Source organism: Mesorhizobium sp. USDA 4413 (assembly GCF_056280365.1).
The window spans coordinates 2,854,460-2,870,601 of sequence record NZ_JBVPRP010000001.1 but is presented as its reverse complement, the minus strand read 5'-3'; the positions used below and the strand labels follow the sequence as shown (position 1 = coordinate 2,870,601).

Annotated in this window: 17 protein-coding genes; 14 read left to right on the top strand and 3 right to left on the bottom strand. The window is 64.2% G+C overall.

Features of this window, described 5'->3' with window-relative positions:
• Position 1: 1 nt before the first annotated feature.
• The 3 genes from ACVMIM_RS13730 to ACVMIM_RS13720 all read right to left on the bottom strand — a co-directional run bounded on the left by ACVMIM_RS13730 (position 2) and on the right by ACVMIM_RS13720 (position 2,797).
• Positions 2-967, bottom strand: coding sequence for a PDR/VanB family oxidoreductase (locus ACVMIM_RS13730; RefSeq protein WP_476112511.1), 966 nt, complete (start codon positions 965-967; stop codon positions 2-4).
• Entirely contained in the window at positions 964-1,560 is a 597-nt protein-coding gene (locus ACVMIM_RS13725) for a dimethylamine monooxygenase subunit DmmA family protein (RefSeq protein WP_476112509.1), read from the bottom strand. The genes ACVMIM_RS13730 and ACVMIM_RS13725 overlap by 4 nt, the downstream gene beginning before the upstream one ends.
• Positions 1,561-1,663: 103 nt before the next feature.
• A complete protein-coding gene (locus ACVMIM_RS13720) occupies positions 1,664-2,797 on the bottom strand; it encodes an aminomethyl transferase family protein (protein WP_476112507.1) in 1,134 nt (377 codons plus the stop codon).
• 283 nt (positions 2,798-3,080) lie between these two features.
• Here ACVMIM_RS13720 and ACVMIM_RS13715 point away from each other — a divergent pair, with 283 nt between their 5' ends.
• The 14 genes from ACVMIM_RS13715 to ACVMIM_RS13650 all read left to right on the top strand — a co-directional run bounded on the left by ACVMIM_RS13715 (position 3,081) and on the right by ACVMIM_RS13650 (position 16,018).
• Positions 3,081-3,368 (top strand): hypothetical protein, encoded by a 288-nt coding sequence (locus ACVMIM_RS13715; RefSeq protein ID WP_040998042.1) that lies wholly within the window; start codon positions 3,081-3,083, stop codon positions 3,366-3,368.
• 11 nt (positions 3,369-3,379) lie between these two features.
• Positions 3,380-3,757, top strand: a complete 378-nt coding sequence (locus ACVMIM_RS13710; protein WP_040998044.1) for a hypothetical protein — start codon at positions 3,380-3,382, stop codon at positions 3,755-3,757.
• A gap of 35 nt (positions 3,758-3,792) precedes the next feature.
• Positions 3,793-3,954, top strand: coding sequence for a hypothetical protein (locus ACVMIM_RS13705; protein WP_040990881.1), 162 nt, complete (start codon positions 3,793-3,795; stop codon positions 3,952-3,954).
• Positions 3,955-3,966: 12 nt separating this feature from the next.
• Positions 3,967-5,370 (top strand): APC family permease, encoded by a 1,404-nt coding sequence (locus ACVMIM_RS13700; RefSeq protein ID WP_476112504.1) that lies wholly within the window; start codon positions 3,967-3,969, stop codon positions 5,368-5,370.
• Positions 5,371-5,416: 46 nt separating this feature from the next.
• Positions 5,417-6,106 carry a hypothetical protein gene (locus ACVMIM_RS13695; protein WP_476112502.1) on the top strand — a complete coding sequence of 230 codons (690 nt, stop codon included), beginning with the start codon at positions 5,417-5,419 and terminating at the stop codon, positions 6,104-6,106.
• A complete protein-coding gene (locus tag ACVMIM_RS13690; protein WP_476112501.1) occupies positions 6,103-6,432 on the top strand; it encodes a hypothetical protein in 330 nt (109 codons plus the stop codon). Before ACVMIM_RS13695 ends, ACVMIM_RS13690 begins: the two co-directional genes overlap by 4 nt.
• A gap of 86 nt (positions 6,433-6,518) precedes the next feature.
• Entirely contained in the window at positions 6,519-7,415 is an 897-nt protein-coding gene (locus tag ACVMIM_RS13685) for a class II glutamine amidotransferase (protein ID WP_476112500.1), read from the top strand.
• Positions 7,416-7,434: 19 nt separating this feature from the next.
• The gene (locus ACVMIM_RS13680) at positions 7,435-8,166 is read left to right on the top strand and encodes a GltB/FmdC/FwdC-like GXGXG domain-containing protein (RefSeq protein WP_476117213.1); all 732 of its coding nucleotides are present in this window, start codon (positions 7,435-7,437) and stop codon (positions 8,164-8,166) included.
• A 6-nt stretch (positions 8,167-8,172) separates the two neighbouring features.
• A complete protein-coding gene (locus ACVMIM_RS13675; RefSeq protein WP_112126011.1) occupies positions 8,173-9,501 on the top strand; it encodes an FMN-binding glutamate synthase family protein in 1,329 nt (442 codons plus the stop codon).
• A 35-nt stretch (positions 9,502-9,536) separates the two neighbouring features.
• On the top strand, positions 9,537-10,844 hold the full coding sequence (glnT, locus tag ACVMIM_RS13670) for a type III glutamate--ammonia ligase (RefSeq protein ID WP_476112498.1): 1,308 nt from the start codon (positions 9,537-9,539) through the stop codon (positions 10,842-10,844).
• A gap of 29 nt (positions 10,845-10,873) precedes the next feature.
• Positions 10,874-12,127: a sarcosine oxidase subunit beta family protein gene (locus ACVMIM_RS13665; RefSeq protein WP_040998060.1), complete on the top strand. Its 1,254-nt coding sequence runs from the start codon at positions 10,874-10,876 to the stop codon at positions 12,125-12,127.
• Positions 12,128-12,142: 15 nt separating this feature from the next.
• Positions 12,143-12,418, top strand: a complete 276-nt coding sequence (locus ACVMIM_RS13660) for a sarcosine oxidase subunit delta (protein WP_476112497.1) — start codon at positions 12,143-12,145, stop codon at positions 12,416-12,418.
• Positions 12,418-15,399: a sarcosine oxidase subunit alpha gene (locus ACVMIM_RS13655; RefSeq protein WP_476112496.1), complete on the top strand. Its 2,982-nt coding sequence runs from the start codon at positions 12,418-12,420 to the stop codon at positions 15,397-15,399. The genes ACVMIM_RS13660 and ACVMIM_RS13655 overlap by 1 nt, the downstream gene beginning before the upstream one ends.
• Positions 15,392-16,018, top strand: coding sequence for a sarcosine oxidase subunit gamma (locus ACVMIM_RS13650; RefSeq protein ID WP_476112494.1), 627 nt, complete (start codon positions 15,392-15,394; stop codon positions 16,016-16,018). Before ACVMIM_RS13655 ends, ACVMIM_RS13650 begins: the two co-directional genes overlap by 8 nt.
• The last annotated feature ends 124 nt before the right edge of the window (positions 16,019-16,142 follow it).

Sequence of the window (16,142 nt, the reverse complement as noted above, 5' to 3'; positions counted from 1 at the left end):
CCTATCTTTCCAGGATCAGCGACTTGCCCTCGAAGCGCGAGACGCAAGGCATGATCTTGCAACCGGATTTGTGATCTTCGTCGCTCAGCCAGTGGTCGTTGTGGATGAACTCGCCTTCGTAGGAGATCACATTGGTCTCGCACTGCCCGCAGACGCCGCCGCGGCAGAGGTAAGGCGGGTCGACGCCGGCGGCTTCCATGGCCTCGAGCAGGCTCTGCTGCTCGCCGACTTGGATCGTCTTGCCGCTGACGGCCAACTCGACGTTGAACGGCGCGCCGGGCTGCGGCGCCGCGAAATGTTCGAAATGCACGGTTTCGGGCGGCCAGCCGAGGCTTGCCGCGCGATCGCGCACCCAGTTGATCATGCCGGCCGGGCCGCAGACATAGAGATGCGTGCCGAGCGGCTGCGAAGACAGAAGCCGATCGAGATCGATGCGCTCCTCGCGGTCGTCGTGATAGAGCCTGACCCGGTTGCCGTAGCGCTGCTGCAAGACATCGGCATAGGTGCCGAGCGAAGCCGTGCGGCAGGTGTAATGCAATTCGAAATTGCCGCCGGTGCCCGCCAGCTGCGACGTCTGCGCCATGAAGGGCGTGATGCCGATGCCGCCCGCCAGCATCAGGTGCTTCTTCGCCCTGAGGTCGAGGGAGAACAGATTGACCGGATAGCTGATCACCATCTCCAGGCCGGGCTTGACCTGCCGGTGCATGAACAGCGAGCCGCCGCGGCCGGCATCGTCGCGCCGGATGGAAATCGTGTATTCGCGCGTGTCGAGCGGCGAGCCCATCAGCGAATAGGGATTGAGCCTGGTGCGGTCGCCGTCACGCATTTCGACCACGACATGGGCGCCGCCGGAAAAGGTCGGCAGCAGTCCGCCGTCGCGGCGCCGGAAGTGGAAACGTGTGACGAGCTCGTTGACGGGGACGACGTCGCTGACGACGACGTCGAGCTTGGTGGTGCCGGTGCTCATCGGAAGATCTCCTCCATCGGAGGAATCTCGGAGCGATCCTCAGCGTTTATACAGACACCCTGGAAGGCGGCCAGCCGGCGCGAATAGTGATCGCGCACCAGAAGCAGCAGGCCGCAATGCGAGCAGAGCGCCGGCTGCGTCGTCACGTTCTCGGTGATGCCCTTGCAGTGCACGCATTGCATGCGCCGCGCCAGCGAGCCGCGATGCTCGGTCTGCATGGAGGTGTGGTCGATGCCGGCTTCGAGCGCGGCCTGCATCGCCTGGCCGATCAGGCCTTCGGTGCCGGCAAGATAGAGGCGCAACCCCATACGGGCGTTGGTCAGCGTTTGTCTCAGCCGCGGCAAGAGACTCGCGAAGGACGGCGCGATGTGGAGCTGTGCCGGCTTCAACGCTTCGAGGGCGGCGATGTGCTTGCCCTCTGGCCCCGGAATGAAGACGATCTCGGCGCCGTCGAAAAAGCCGGACGGCGCCTTGCCGGCCATGTCGGTTATCGCCAGCGCGCCTTCGGCATCGGCGATGAAAAGATGATGCTTGCCGGGCTGTGGAGACAAGGTTCCGTAAATGGGCCGGCTGATGATCGTCTTGGCTGCCATTCTCTCTTAGATCAGTTGGAGCATGATCTTTCCCGAAAACCGGTTCCCCCTTTTCGGGATCATGCTCTAGTGCCTTTGAAACCCCTCCCCGTTGATTAAAGCCTCAACCCTTGGCGGTGCGCTTGGTCTTCTTCGGATCGTCGAACGGCAATGGCTGCGCCGTCGCCTTGATCGAACCGCTCCTGTTGCGGATCTCGAGCTTGGTGTCCTTGACGGCGCAATCGACATCGAGACGGGCGATGCCCATCGATTTCTCGACCAGTGGCGAATACATGGCGCAGGTCACCACGCCGACCTTTTTGCCGTCGCGGTAGACAGGCGCACCCTCGTCCGCCGGCTCCTTGCCGTCGAGCAGCACACCAAAGATCTTGAAGCGTTCCTTGCCCTTCAGCCGATAATGCTCCTCGGCGCCGCGGAAGCCGGTCTTGCCGGGGCTGACGGTGAAATCGAGGCCGAGCTCCCACAGCGTATCGCCGGGGCCTTCGTTCTCGAACGGATATTTCTGTGAATTGTCGTAAGGGTAGAAGAGCAGGTAACTCTCGACGCGCAGCATATCGAGCGTGGTGAAACGGCAGGGAATGATGCCGGCGCTCTTGCCCTCCTCGAGAATCCTGTCCCAGATCGTGCCGGCATCCTGGCCGCGGCAGAAGATCTCGTAGCCGCGCTCGCCGGTGTAGCCGGTGCGCGAGATCATGACGGGCAAGCCGAAGAGCTGCGTCTGCATGTGATGGAAATAGTTGAGGTCGCGGATGCCCGGCACATGCTTGGCGAGATAGTCGACGGCGGTCGGGCCCTGCAGCGAGAGGTCATGCAGATTGTCGTCGAAGCGCAGCGAGACATCGCGACCCATCGCCGCCCGCTGCAGCTCCTCGTGACCGGTGCCGGAGCCGTGCACGACCATCCACGAGTTCGGGCTGATGCGGTAGAGGATGCAGTCGTCGGTGAATTTTCCGGCCTCGTTCAGCATGCAGGCATAGGCCGATTTGCCGGGATAGATCTTTTCCACGTCGCGCGTCGTGGCGAGGTCGATCAGATGCGAGGCATGCGGACCAGTGATGTGGACCTTCTTCAGGCCGGAGACATCCATCAGCCCGGCCTTGGTGCGGATCGCGATATATTCCTCGTTGGCATCCTTGTCGTAGGTCCAGGCGGTGCCCATGCCGCTCCAGTCCTCGAGCTTCGAGCCGAGCGCGCGATGGCGATCCGCCAAGGTCGAGAATCTCCAGGATGCCGTCATCCGATCGTCCTCCGTCGATGTAAGTCGTTGCCGTTCCCTGCTCCTGCTTGCTGGCGGAGCTTGTGCGAATATTGACCGCAAACCGCGAAGCCCTGCAATCCCCTTGAAGCAAATAATTTCATTGTCAGGCAAATTTCTTGCCCGTGGACAAACGCTTTACGGTGCGTAAATCCGGCTTGACAATTTGCGGAATCGAGCGGAATTTATGAAAAAAATTTCACTCTGTTGAAAGAGTGGACGCCCGGTCTGTTCGGGGCCGGACGTCGCCAGAAGGGGAAAAACGATGTCCGACCTGCAGCAGCGCATCGAGGCGCTGTACCGCTCCGACGTGCGCGGATCCGTGCTCCTGATCGTTTGCCTGTGGGCGACGATCCTCTTCGTCCTCCTGATGACCTGGGCTTACATCCCTCACAGCGGGATCAAGCTCGTGGTTGCGATCGCGGCCGCGGCGGTGCTGATCTTCAACACCGCCGCCATCCTCGCCATGCTCAACCACTACAAGGAAGACAAGGACTTCATCTACGGGCTCGACATCAAGAACGCCGACGCTGCCCGCAACCGCCAATCCTGAGGGGAGAAGCCATGGCCCGCTATATCCCGCCGGAGCAGAACAAGGCCGGACAGATTCTCGACATCGCGGTGGTGGTGGTCGCAATCTTCGTGGCACTGTGGTTGCCGTTGAAGCTCGGCCTCGCCGGAGCGGCGAAGTCGATCGATCCGCTCGATGCCAAGACCTGGGACGCGCTCGGCCAGAACGCCACCATGGCCTCGATCTGGGAGAAGCTCGGCTACACGCCGGAGACGGCGCACGACATCATCCAGAACCGCTTCCATTACATCATCGACTGGCCGACGCTGATCATCATGGCGATCGTGCTGATCGCCTATTTCGTCTTCCTGTTCCGCGCCTCCGATAAGGAATATCGCGAGGTCATCAACGAGAAGTTCGACGACAAATAGACTTCGACGACGGCTAATAGTCCGGGGAAAACATCATGTGGATGGGACTGTCTTACGTTTGCTGGGGGATCTCGGTCGTGCTTGCGGCGTGGATGCTCTACGACTGGTTCAAGGTCGACACGACCTATTCCGAAGCCGTGCTGACATCCTCGCGCGAAGGCGAGCTTGAGGCCGTTTCCGAAAAACACCGGATCTGAGTGGGGACTGACATGACGGCCGCGGTTGAGACGGGACAAACGGTAATCCATGGCGACAGAGTCTCACTGCTTCGGGTGCTCGGCCCGGCGCATGTGTGGGCGCTGGGCGTCGGCATCGTGCTGGTCGGCGAGTTCACCGGCTGGAATTTCTCCGCCGACAAGGGCGGCGCGCTCGCGGCGCTGATCGTCTGCTGGATCGTCGGGCTGCTCTACACCTCGGTCGCCATGATCGACTCGGAGGTGACGTCTACCGTCGCCGCGGCCGGCGGCCAGTACGCGCAGGCAAAGCACATCGTCGGACCACTGATGGCCTTCAACGTCGCGCTGTTCCTGGTGTTTGCCTACACGATGCTCGAAGTGTCGGACGCGATCCTGCTTGGCGACACCATCGTCGCCAAGGCAGGCGTCGAAGGACTGACGCATAATTCTTTCATCGCCGCCACCATCGTGGTGCTCGCCTGGCTCAACTATCGCGGCGTGCTGATGACGCTCAACGTCAATTTCGTCATCACCGCCATCGCCTATGTCTCGATCGTCGTCCTGTTCTTTTCCGTCAGCCCGTGGACCCAAGGCGCGGTGCTGAAGCTGAACGAGCTGGTCACGCCCGGCAACGCGCTGCCTTATGGCTGGATCGGCGTCATCGCCGCCTTCCAGTTCGGCATCTGGTATTATCTCGGCATCGAGGGCACGACGCAGGCGGCCGAGGAAGTGCGCTCGCCGGCGCGCTCCCTGCCCTATGGCACCATGGCCGGCATGATCACGCTTTTGATCGCCGCCGCGATGACCTGGTATGTCTGCGCCTCGCTGATGCCGTGGGAATATCTCGGCATCACCTATTATCCGCTGTGGGACGCGGGCAAATTGACGGGCAGCCCGCTGCTCGAGAACCTGCTGTTCATCGCGACGCTGCTGGCGGCGCTTGCCTCGGCCAATGGCTGCATCAACGACGCGGCGCGCGCCTGGTTCTCGCTCGGCCGCGACCGCTACCTGCCGAGCTGGTTCTCGGCGGTGCATCCGAAATACCGCACGCCTTATCGCTCAATCCTGTTCCTGCTGCCGATCGCGCTGGCCTTCGCCTTCATCGCCGACCTTAACCAGGCGATCACCTTCTCGATCCTGTCGGGCGTGCTGCAATACACCTTCATGAGCATCAACATTATGATGTTTCGCAGGAAGTGGCCGCTGGGCACGATCCGCCGCGGCTACACGCATCCCTTCCATCCGCTGCCGGCAATAGTGCTCTTCTGCCTGTGCATGGTGACGTTCTTCGCCATCTTTCTCGGCTTCGGCTCGCAGCTGATCGCGATGACGGTGTTCTATTTCCTGATTTCGCTGTGGTTCCATTTCTACCGCTACAAATTCGTGCGGCGCGGCGACCAGTTCTCCATGCCGTGGCCGAAGCCGCAGGGTTATTGAGTGGAGTAAGGGCCCGCCCGTCGACGGCGGGCCGTGGCGTGTCGAAATGTCGGAACTGACGTCAGTATTGCTTGCCGGGGCGATCGCATTGGCTGTCGCCGCCCATATTGCCTGGCTGGCGCGCGCCGGCCGCGACAGGGCGAAGGCGGCCTTGGCCGCTGATACGGCGAGCGTCCGCAGTGTCGTTCCCGATGCCGCCGACATTTCCGACGGCACGGCCGGTGTCGTCACCTGGGGCGGTTCCTGGAACGGCCAGCGCGTCCAGTTGCGCACCATCGTCGACACGCTGGCGACACGAAAGCTGCCGACGCGCTGGCTCAGCGTTTCGATCACCGAGCCGGTCGCGGTGCCGGGTGTCTTCGACATGATGATGCGGCCGAATTCGGCGACGACATTCTCCAATTTCGACCATCTGCCGCACACGCTGCCGAAGGTGCTCGGCTTTCCCGCCGACGCCGTGCTCAAGACCGACCGCAGAGGCGTCGCCTTCCCGCAGGACCTGATCGCCTCGCATACCGATATCTTTGCCGAAGGACGCGCCAAGGAATTGCTGATCACGCCGAAGGGCGTGCGCATCGTATGGCTGCTGGCCGAGGCCGAGCGCGCACGCTATGGCGTGTTCCGGCAGGCCGCGTTCGGCGATGCCGGGATCGATCCGGCCTTGATCGAACGGTTGCTCGAGGTGGCCTCGACCCTTCGCCAAGCCATCAACCGGCGCGAAAGGCAGGCGGCATGAGCGACGAAACCGCCACCCCGGCTCCCGTGAATCCTTATCTTGTGCTCGGCGCCGCGATCGTCTTGCCGGCAAGCGGCCATGTCATGCTCGGCGTGCCGGCGCGCGGCCTGCAGTTCCTTTTCTTCATGGTGATCCTTGGCTGGATAACGACCAAGCTGGCGGCCGCCGACGCCAGCTTCATCGGCCGCCATGCCGGCGGCTTCCTGATCTATGCCTTCTCGATCCTCGACGCCTACCGGATTGCGCGCATCCGCCATGCGATCTGGGTTCACAAGGCGCGCCCGGACAGCGATAGTGCCGACGGCGATGCGACGTCTAATATGTAACCACAGGAAAATTTCTTTCATACCAATTGAATTCGGCTCGCTCATTGGATACACCATCTGAGAGCCAAAAAACGTCGGAGGCTGGGATGTGCGGAATCGTCGGACTTTTCTTGAAGGACAAGGCGCTGGAGCCGAAGCTCGGTGCCATGCTGTCGGAGATGCTGGTGTCGCTCAGCGACCGCGGACCGGACAGCGCCGGCATCGCCATCTATGGCGCGGCCACCGGCAATGAAGCCAAGATCACCGTGCAGTCGCCGAAGCCGGATCGCGATTTCCGCGGTCTCGACGCCGAACTCGCCAAGGCGATTGGCGCACCGGTCAGCGTCGCGATCAAGTCCACGCATGCGGTGATCCGGACCACGCCGGACAAGGTCGACGCCGCGCGCGAGGTGCTGCAGACGCTCCGGCCCGACATCCGCATCATGGGCGCGGGCGAGGCAGTTGAGATATACAAGGAAGTCGGCCTGCCCGAAGCCGTCGTCGAACGCTTCGGCGTGCGCGCGATGACCGGCACGCATGGCATCGGCCACACCCGCATGGCGACGGAATCGGCGGTGACGACGATGGGCGCGCATCCGTTTTCGACCGGCGCCGACCAGTGCCTGGTGCACAATGGCTCGCTCTCCAACCACAACAATGTGCGCCGCGAGCTGATCCGCGACGGCATGACCTTCGAGACCGAGAACGACACGGAAGTGGCGGCCGCTTATCTGTCCAACCGGATGGCGCATGGCAAGAATCTCGGGGAGGCACTGGAAGGCACGCTCTCCGACCTCGACGGCTTCTTCACCTTCGTCGTCGGCACCAAGAACGGCTTCGGCGTGGTGCGCGACCCGATCGCCTGCAAACCCGCGGTCATGGCCGAGACCGACCAGTATGTCGCCTTCGGCTCCGAATATCGCGCGCTGACCAAGCTTCCCGGCATCGACAATGCGCGGGTCTGGGAGCCTGAGCCCGCAACCGTTTATTTCTGGGAGCATTGAGCTGATGCCGGCAACTCCGATGTCGAAGGCCGAGCGCGAGCAAGGCCATGCCCACAGTCAGGCGTCACGCGTCTTCGACCTATCCCAACATTCGCTGCGCGAATTGAACCAGGCGCTGCACAAGCTCACGCCCGGCTCGAACGAGACCGCCTGGGAAGTGCTCAATCCGAAGGGCAGCCATTCGGTCGCCGTCGGCGTCGACCAGCCGATCACCATCGATGTGCGCGGCAGCGTCGGCTATTACTGCGCCGGCATGAATGACGGCGCCGCGATCACCGTCCATGGCTCGGCCGGCCCGGGCGTCGGCGAGAACATGATGTCGGGCTCGATCGTCATCAAGGGCGACGCCAGCCAGTATGCAGGCGCCACAGGCCGCGGCGGCCTGCTGGTTATCGAAGGCAATGCCTCGTCGCGCTGCGGCATCTCGATGAAGGGCATAGACATCGTCGTGCACGGCAATATCGGCCACATGTCGGCCTTCATGGCGCAGTCCGGCAATCTCGTGGTGTTGGGCGACGCGGGCGACGCGCTGGGCGATTCCATCTACGAGGCGCGGCTCTTCGTGCGCGGCAAGGTCGAAAGCCTCGGCGCCGACTGCATCGCCAAGGAGATGCGGCCCGAGCATATCGAATTGCTGCAGGGCCTGCTCGACAAGGCCGGCGTCACCGGCGTCATGGCCTCGGAGTTCAAGCGCTACGGCTCGGCCCGCAAGCTCTACAATTTCAACATCGATAACGCCGACGCGTATTGAGGCAAGATGACCTACCGCAACCCGCCGACGACGCCGCGCAAATCCGCGACCTTCGACGATTACACGCTTTCCGAAATCCGCCGCGCGGCCGCGACCGGCATCTATGACATCCGCGGCGCCGGCGCCAAGCGCAAGCTGCCGCATTTCGACGATCTCCTGTTCCTCGGCGCCTCGATCTCGCGCTATCCGCTCGAAGGCTATCGCGAGCGCTGCGACACCTCGGTGGTGCTCGGCTCGCGTCACGCCAGGAAGCCCATCGAGCTGAAGATCCCGATCACCATCGCCGGCATGAGCTTCGGTTCGCTCTCCGGCCCGGCCAAGGAGGCGCTCGGTCGCGGCGCCACGCTCTCCGGCACCTCGACAACGACCGGCGACGGCGGCATGACCGAGGAAGAGCGCGGGCATTCGAAGACGCTGGTCTATCAGTACCTGCCCTCGCGCTACGGCATGAACCCGCGCGACTTGCGCCGTGCCGACGCTATCGAAGTGGTCGTCGGTCAGGGCGCCAAGCCGGGTGGCGGCGGCATGCTGCTCGGCCAGAAGATCTCCGACCGCGTCGCCGAGATGCGCACGCTGCCCAAGGGCATCGACCAGCGCTCGGCTTCGCGTCATCCCGACTGGACCGGACCGGACGATCTCGAGATCAAGATCCTCGAGCTGCGCGAGATCACCGACTGGGAAAAGCCGATCTATGTCAAGGTTGGCGGGGCGCGGCCCTATTACGATACCGCGCTCGCGGTGAAGGCCGGCGCCGACGTCGTCGTGGTCGACGGCATGCAGGGCGGCACGGCCGCGACCCAGGAAGTGTTCATCGAGAATGTCGGCCAGCCGACGCTCGCCTGCATCAGGCCGGCGGTGCAGGCGCTGCAGGACCTCGGCATGCACCGCAAGGTGCAGTTGATCGTCTCCGGCGGCATCCGCAATGGCGCCGATGTCGCCAAGGCGCTGGCGCTCGGCGTCGACGCGGTGTCGATCGGCACGGCGGCACTGGTCGCGCTCGGCGACAACGATCCGCGCTGGGAGGCGGAGTACAATGCGCTCGGCACCACAGCCGGCGCCTATGACGACTGGCACGAGGGCCGCGACCCGGCCGGCATCACCACGCAGGACCCCGAATTGATGAAGCGGGTCGATCCGATCGCGGCCGGACGACGGCTGGCGAACTACCTCAAGGTGATGACGCTCGAAGCTCAAACAATTGCCCGCGCCTGCGGCAAGAACAGCCTGCACAATCTCGAGCCCGAGGATCTCGTCGCGCTCTCCATCGAAGCCGCCGCCATGGCCGGCGTGCCTTTGGCCGGCACCAACTGGATACCGGGGAAGAACGGCTTCTAAGACAACTTCCAAGATCACATAAGCGAGGAACTATAATGGGGAACGATCTCGCCGCATTCGCCAAGGAGAACGGCGTCAAATATTTCATGATCTCCTACACCGACCTGTTCAGCGGCCAGCGCGCCAAGCTGGTGCCGGCGCAGGCGATCGCCGACATGCAGAAAGACGGTGCGGGCTTTGCCGGTTTCGCAACCTGGCTCGACCTGACGCCGGCGCATCCGGACATGCTGGCGGTGCCGGACCCAGAGTCGGTCATCCAATTGCCGTGGAAGAAAGACGTCGCCTGGGTGGCGGCCAATTGCATCATGGACGACAAGGAGGTCGACCAGGCGCCGCGCAACACGCTGAAGCGGCTGGTCGCTGAAGCGGCCCGCGACGGCATGCACGTCAAGACCGGCATCGAGGCCGAGTTCTTCCTGATCTCACCGGACGGAACGGCCATTTCCGACCAATACGACACGGCGTCGAAGCCCTGCTACGACCAGCAGGCGGTGATGCGGCGTTACGACGTGATCGCCGAGATCTGCGACCACATGCTGGCGCTGGGCTGGGGCCCGTACCAGAACGACCATGAGGACGCCAACGGCCAGTTCGAGATGAACTGGTCCTTCGACCACGCGTTGGCGACGGCCGACAAGCACTCCTTCTTCAAGTTCATGGTCAAGTCGATCGCGGAAAAGCACGGCCTGCGCGCGACCTTCATGCCGAAGCCGTTCCAGGGCCTGACCGGCAATGGCTGCCATGCGCACATCTCGGTGTGGGATGAGACCGGCAAGACCAATGTGTTTGCCGACAACGCGATGGAGCTCGGCCTCTCGGCCAAGGGCAAGAACTTCCTCGGAGGCATCATGAAGCATGCCTCGGCGCTTGCCGCGATCACCAATCCGACGGTGAATTCCTACAAGCGCATCAACGCGCCGCGCACCATTTCGGGCGCGACCTGGGCGCCGAACACGGTGACCTGGACCGGCAACAACCGCACCCACATGGTGCGCGTGCCCGGCCCCGGCCGTTTCGAATTGCGCCTGCCGGACGGCGCCGCCAACCCCTATCTCCTGCAGGCGGTGATCATCGCTGCGGGCCTCGACGGCATCCGCTCCAAGGCGGACCCCGGCAAGCGCCACGACATCGACATGTACCAGTTCGGCCATACCGTGACCGACGCGCCGAAACTGCCGCTCAACCTGCTCGATGCGTTGCGCGAGTTCGACAATGACAAATCGCTCAAGGCGGCGCTGGGTGAGGAATTTTCGTCGGCATATCTAAAGCTGAAGCAGCAGGAATGGAATTCCTATGCGTCGCACTTCACGCAGTGGGAGCGCGACCACACGCTGGATATCTGATATCTCGGCGGTGCGAGCGGAATGAACTGATGAAATACTCGATCTTCTCGCTCGCCCGCGCCGCCCTCTCCGGCCACAAGAACTGGCAGCCCACCTGGCGCGACGCAGCGCCGAAGGACCGCTACGACGTGGTGATCATCGGCGGCGGCGGCCACGGTCTCGCCACCGCCTGGTTTCTCGCCAGCGAATTCGGCATCCGCAACGTCGCAGTGCTCGAAAAAGGCTGGATCGGCTCCGGCAATGCCGGCCGCAACACCACCATCATCCGCTCCAATTACGGCCTGCCCGGCAACACCGGCTTCTACGAATTGTCGATGAAGCTTTGGGAGCGAATGGAGCAGGACCTCAACTACAACGCGATGGTCAGCCAGCGCGGCGTGCTCAACCTCTATCACTCCGACGCGCAGCGCGATGCCTTCGCCCGGCGCGGCAACACCATGCGCATCAACGGCATCGACGCCGAGCTGCTCGACCAGGCGGCTCTCAGGAAAATGCTGCCGTTCCTTAATTTCGACAATGCGCGTTTCCCAGTGCAAGGCGGGCTGCTGCAGCGGCGCGGCGGCACGGCGCGGCACGACGCCGTCGTCTGGGGCTACGCGCATGCGGCGAGCGCGCTCGGCGTCGACATCATCCAGAATTGCGAGGTCACCGGTTTCACGCGCGACGCCAACGGCAAGGTGACCGGCGTCGAGACCTCGCGCGGAAAGATCGGCGCCGGCAAGGTCGGCATGGCGGTGGCGGGTTCTTCCTCGCGCGTCGCGGCGATGGCAGGCCTGCGCCTGCCGATCGAAAGCCATGTGCTGCAGGCCTTCGTCTCGGAGGCGATCAAGCCGCTCCTGCCCAATGTCATGACCTTCGGCGCCGGGCACTTCTATGTCAGCCAGTCCGACAAGGGCGGGCTGGTCTTCGGCGGCGATATCGACGGCTATAATTCCTACGCCCAACGCGGCAATTTACCGGTGGTCGAGGATGTCTGCGAAGGCGGCATGGCGCTGATCCCGATGATCGGCCGCGTGAGGCTGCTGCGCCAGTGGGGCGGCATCATGGACATGTCGATGGACGGCTCGCCGATTATCGACAAGAGCCCGGTCGACGGCCTCTATATCAATGCCGGCTGGTGCTATGGCGGCTTCAAGGCGACGCCGGGCTCGGGCTTCGTCTTTGCCCATCTCATCGCCCGCGATCAATCGCACAAGGAAGCCGCGCTCTTCCGCCTCGACCGGTTCCGACGCGGTGCCATGATTGACGAGAAGGGCCAGGGCGCCCAACCGAACCTGCACTGAGGCCGCCATAGCAAGATGCGAATTACCTGTCCTTTCTGCGGAGAACGCGAACTCGGCGAGTTCACCTATCTCGGCGACGCCAAGCCGCAACGCCCGGCGGCCGATGCCGGCGAAGATGCGGTCTACGATTACGTCTATCTGCGCGACAATATCGCCGGCGTGATGAACGAGCATTGGTACCATGGCGGCGGCTGCCGGGCCTGGCTGAGGGTCACGCGCAACACGCTGACGCATGAGATTTCGGCCGTGGAGCCGGCGGCCGGTGTCGGCGCCGCCAAGGTCGGTGCGTGATGCGCGGCGACCAGGCAAACCGGCTGAACGACGGCGGCCTCATCGACCGCTCGACACCGCTCAACTTCCGCTTCGACGGCAAGACCTTCTCGGGCTTCAAGGGCGACACGCTGGCTTCCGCGCTCGTCGCGAACGGTGTCAAGCTCGTCGGCCGCTCGTTCAAATATCACCGCCCGCGCGGCATCCTGACCGCCGGCTCGGAAGAGCCCAACGCGCTGGTCGAGCTGCGCAGCGGCGCCAGGCGCGAGCCGAACACCAAGGCGACGACGGCCGAGCTCTATGAAGGCCTCGAAGCCGCCAGCCAGAACCGCTGGCCGTCGCTCAATTTCGACGTCATGTCGGTCAACCAGCTGTTCGCGCCGATCTTCGTCGCCGGCTTCTATTACAAGACCTTCATGTGGCCGGCGACGTTCTGGGAAGCGATCTACGAGCCGGCGATCCGCCGCGCCGCCGGCCTCGGTCGCGCCGCGGGCGTTTCCGATCCGGACCATTACGACAAGGCCTGGGCGCATTGCGACGTGGTGATCGCGGGTTCCGGGCCGGCCGGCCTGGCGGCTGCCCTTGCTGCGGGACGCAGCGGCGCGCGCGTCATCCTTTGCGAGGAGGATTTTGTCCTTGGCGGGCGCCTGCTCGCCGATGGCGGCACGATCGACGGATTGCCGGCCGCCGAATGGATCGCGCGCGCGGTTGCCGAACTTGAGGCCATGCCCGACGTGCGCATCATGACGCGCACCACTTTGTTCGGCGTCTATGATGGCGGCACCTATGGCGCGATCGAGCGCGTCAACGACCACCTGCCGGTGCCACCGAAGCATCAGGTGCGCCAGCGGCTGTGGCGGATCGTGGCCAAGCGCTGCGTCGTGGCGGCCGGCGCGATCGAACGACCGATCGTCTTTGCCGGCAACGACACGCCAGGCGTGATGATGGCGTCGGCCATGCGCAGCTACATCAACCGCTACGCGGCCACGCCGGCGAGGCGCATCGCTCTCTTCACCAACAACGAGGATGGCTGGCGTACGGCCGAAACGGCGATCGCGGCGGGTCTTCAAGTGGCCGCCGTGATCGATGCGCGACCGGATGTCTCGCAGGCGCATCGCGCGCTGGCCGGCAAGGGCGGCTTTCCGGTGCTGCACGGCTCCGTCAGCGGCGTCGAAGGCGGCAAGGGCGGCGTGCGCAAGATTTCCGTCTCGCTGACCGGCGGGGCGCGCGCCGAGGTCGAGGCCGAGGGGCTCGCCGTCTCCGGCGGCTGGAACCCGGCGGTCGGCCTCACCTCCTACCATCGCGGCCGGCCGAAATGGCGCGACGACATCGCCGCCTTCGTGCCTGACGGCGCACCGCCCGGCATGGCGGCAGCGGGCGCCGCCAACGGCGCCTTCGGACTTGGCGCCTGCCTACACGAAGGATTCGAGGCAGGCGCTGCTGCGGCGCGCGATGCCGGACGCAGCGGCAATATCGGATCGATGTCGGTCGCGGATGACGAGGCTTTTTCGCTGACGCCGCTCTGGCATGTCGCCGGCAAAGGCAAGGCCTTCGTCGACCAGCAGCATGACGTCACCGCGTCCGACGTCGAGCTGGCACAGCGCGAGGGTTTCGAGTCGGTCGAGCACCTGAAGCGCTACACCACGCTCGGCATGGCGACCGACCAAGGCAAGACCTCGAATATCGCCGGCCTCGCAATAATGGCGGCGGTCAGCGGCAAATCCATTCCCGAGACCGGCACGACGATCTACCGGCCGCCTTACGTACCGGTCGCCATCGGCGCCTTCGCCGGGCATCACCGCGACGAGAATTTCCATGCGACGCGGCTGACGCCCTCGCATCACTGGGCGGCCGAACAGGGTGCCGTCTTCGTCGATACCGGCTTATGGAAACGCGCGCAGTGGTACCCCCGCGCCGGCGAGAAGGACTGGCTGGAGTCGGTGACCCGCGAGGTCAAGGCGGTGCGCAGCGGCGTCGGCTTCTGCGACGTCTCGACACTCGGCAAGATCGACGTTCATGGCCCGGATGCCGGTGCCTTCCTCGACCGCGTCTATATCAACGCCTTCTCCAGCCTCGCCGTCGGCAAGGCGCGCTACGGGCTGATGCTGCGCGAGGATGGCATCGTCTATGACGACGGCACGACCTCCCGCCTCGCCGAGGATCATTACTTCCTGACCACCACGACGGCGAAGGCCGGATTGGTGATGCAGCATCTGGAATTCTGCCGCCAAGTGCTGTTCCCCGAGCTCGACGTGCAGTTGACCTCGGTCTCCGACCAGTGGGCGCAGTTCTCGATCGCCGGGCCGAAAACCCGCGATCTCTTGAAAGAGATCGTCGATCCGGCCGAGGACCTGTCGAACGAAGGCTTTCCGTTCATGGGCGCGCGGGAAGTTGCGTTGCGCGGCGGCCTGAAGGCGAGGCTGTTCCGCATCTCCTTCTCCGGCGAGATGGCGTTCGAGATTTCGGTGCCGGCGCGCTATGGCGAAGCGATGGCGCGCAATCTGATGATTGCCGGTAAGCCGTTCGGCGTGACGCCCTACGGCACGGAGGCGCTCGGGGTGATGCGTATCGAAAAGGGCCATGTCGCCGGGCCGGAGCTTAACGGCACCACGACGGCTGCCGACCTAGGCCTCGGCAAGATGATGTCGACCAAGAAGGATTTCATCGGCCGCGTCATGGCCGCGCGCGAGGCGCTGGTCGCGCCGAACCGGCAGGTGGTCGTCGGCATCAAGCCGACCGACAAGGCGCGCCGCCTGCGCTCCGGCGCGCACATCATTCCAAAGGGCGAGACACCGGGGTCGGAGAACGACCAGGGCTATGTCACCTCGGTCTGCTTCTCGCCGGTGCTCGACCGGTGGATCGGGCTCGGCCTTGTCGAGCGCGGCCGCGAGCGCATCGGTGAGATCGTGCGCGCGCACGATCCGCTGCGCGGCGAGGACTATGATGTCGAGCTCTGCAATTCCGTCTTCTACGATCCGGATGGAGGGCGCCAGCGTGGCTGATTTTTCCTGGGACATCCGCAGCCCGCTCGACCGCGCGCTGGTCGCCGGCCCTTACGGCGCGCAGGGCGAAGCCGGCGTTTCGCTGACCGAGATCCGCGATTTCGATCTCGTCCAGGTGATGGCGCGGCGCGGCAAGGCCGGCGAGATGATAAAGGCCGCGCGAACGCACTTCGGCATCGCCGCGCCGGAAACACCCAAGGCGATCGGCACGACCGACGCGACGCTGATCTGGTCCGGGCCGGACCAGTTCCTTGTGCTGTCGAAAGGCGGCAGACACACGATGGATCGCCTTGCGCCTGTCTTTGCGGGATCGGCCTCGCTTTCCGACCAATCGCATGCGCGGGCGCTGATCAGCGTCTCCGGCGATAAGGCACGCGCGATGCTCGCCAAGCTGTCGTCGATCGACCTGCATCCTGATGTGTTCCCGGTCGGCACGGCTGCCGCCACATCGATGGATCACACCAGCGTCACGCTCTGGCGCGGCCAGGATCGGGCTGACGGGCAGGCGGTGTTCGATCTCCTGGTGTTCGCGACTTTCGCCGAGAGCCTGTGGCACACCATTTTGGACGCGGCCGCGGAATATGGTGTTACGATCGGCCATTCCGAGGACTTGGCGTAGCGGTGCGCCCTCTCCTTCTCTCCTTACGGAAGAAGGCGGATCGGCGCGCAAGCGCAGAGACGGAATGAGGGATGTTCCAGCGGAGTGAGACGCTGGCTTTCCCTAGAGCACCCCTCATCCGGCC

Coding starts and splice junctions, on each gene's coding strand:
- ACVMIM_RS13675 (WP_112126011.1), top strand. CDS start 8,173: ATGACCTACCGCAACCCGCCGACGACGCCGCGCAAATCCGCGACCTTC.
- ACVMIM_RS13685 (WP_476112500.1), top strand. CDS start 6,519: ATGTGCGGAATCGTCGGACTTTTCTTGAAGGACAAGGCGCTGGAGCCG.
- ACVMIM_RS13695 (WP_476112502.1), top strand. CDS start 5,417: ATGTCGGAACTGACGTCAGTATTGCTTGCCGGGGCGATCGCATTGGCT.
- ACVMIM_RS13730 (WP_476112511.1), bottom strand. CDS start 967: ATGAGCACCGGCACCACCAAGCTCGACGTCGTCGTCAGCGACGTCGTC.
- glnT (WP_476112498.1), top strand. CDS start 9,537: ATGGGGAACGATCTCGCCGCATTCGCCAAGGAGAACGGCGTCAAATAT.
- ACVMIM_RS13690 (WP_476112501.1), top strand. CDS start 6,103: ATGAGCGACGAAACCGCCACCCCGGCTCCCGTGAATCCTTATCTTGTG.
- ACVMIM_RS13720 (WP_476112507.1), bottom strand. CDS start 2,797: ATGACGGCATCCTGGAGATTCTCGACCTTGGCGGATCGCCATCGCGCG.
- ACVMIM_RS13715 (WP_040998042.1), top strand. CDS start 3,081: ATGTCCGACCTGCAGCAGCGCATCGAGGCGCTGTACCGCTCCGACGTG.
- ACVMIM_RS13700 (WP_476112504.1), top strand. CDS start 3,967: ATGACGGCCGCGGTTGAGACGGGACAAACGGTAATCCATGGCGACAGA.
- ACVMIM_RS13710 (WP_040998044.1), top strand. CDS start 3,380: ATGGCCCGCTATATCCCGCCGGAGCAGAACAAGGCCGGACAGATTCTC.
- ACVMIM_RS13725 (WP_476112509.1), bottom strand. CDS start 1,560: ATGGCAGCCAAGACGATCATCAGCCGGCCCATTTACGGAACCTTGTCT.
- ACVMIM_RS13680 (WP_476117213.1), top strand. CDS start 7,435: ATGTCGAAGGCCGAGCGCGAGCAAGGCCATGCCCACAGTCAGGCGTCA.
- ACVMIM_RS13665 (WP_040998060.1), top strand. CDS start 10,874: ATGAAATACTCGATCTTCTCGCTCGCCCGCGCCGCCCTCTCCGGCCAC.
- ACVMIM_RS13705 (WP_040990881.1), top strand. CDS start 3,793: ATGTGGATGGGACTGTCTTACGTTTGCTGGGGGATCTCGGTCGTGCTT.
- ACVMIM_RS13655 (WP_476112496.1), top strand. CDS start 12,418: ATGCGCGGCGACCAGGCAAACCGGCTGAACGACGGCGGCCTCATCGAC.
- ACVMIM_RS13660 (WP_476112497.1), top strand. CDS start 12,143: ATGCGAATTACCTGTCCTTTCTGCGGAGAACGCGAACTCGGCGAGTTC.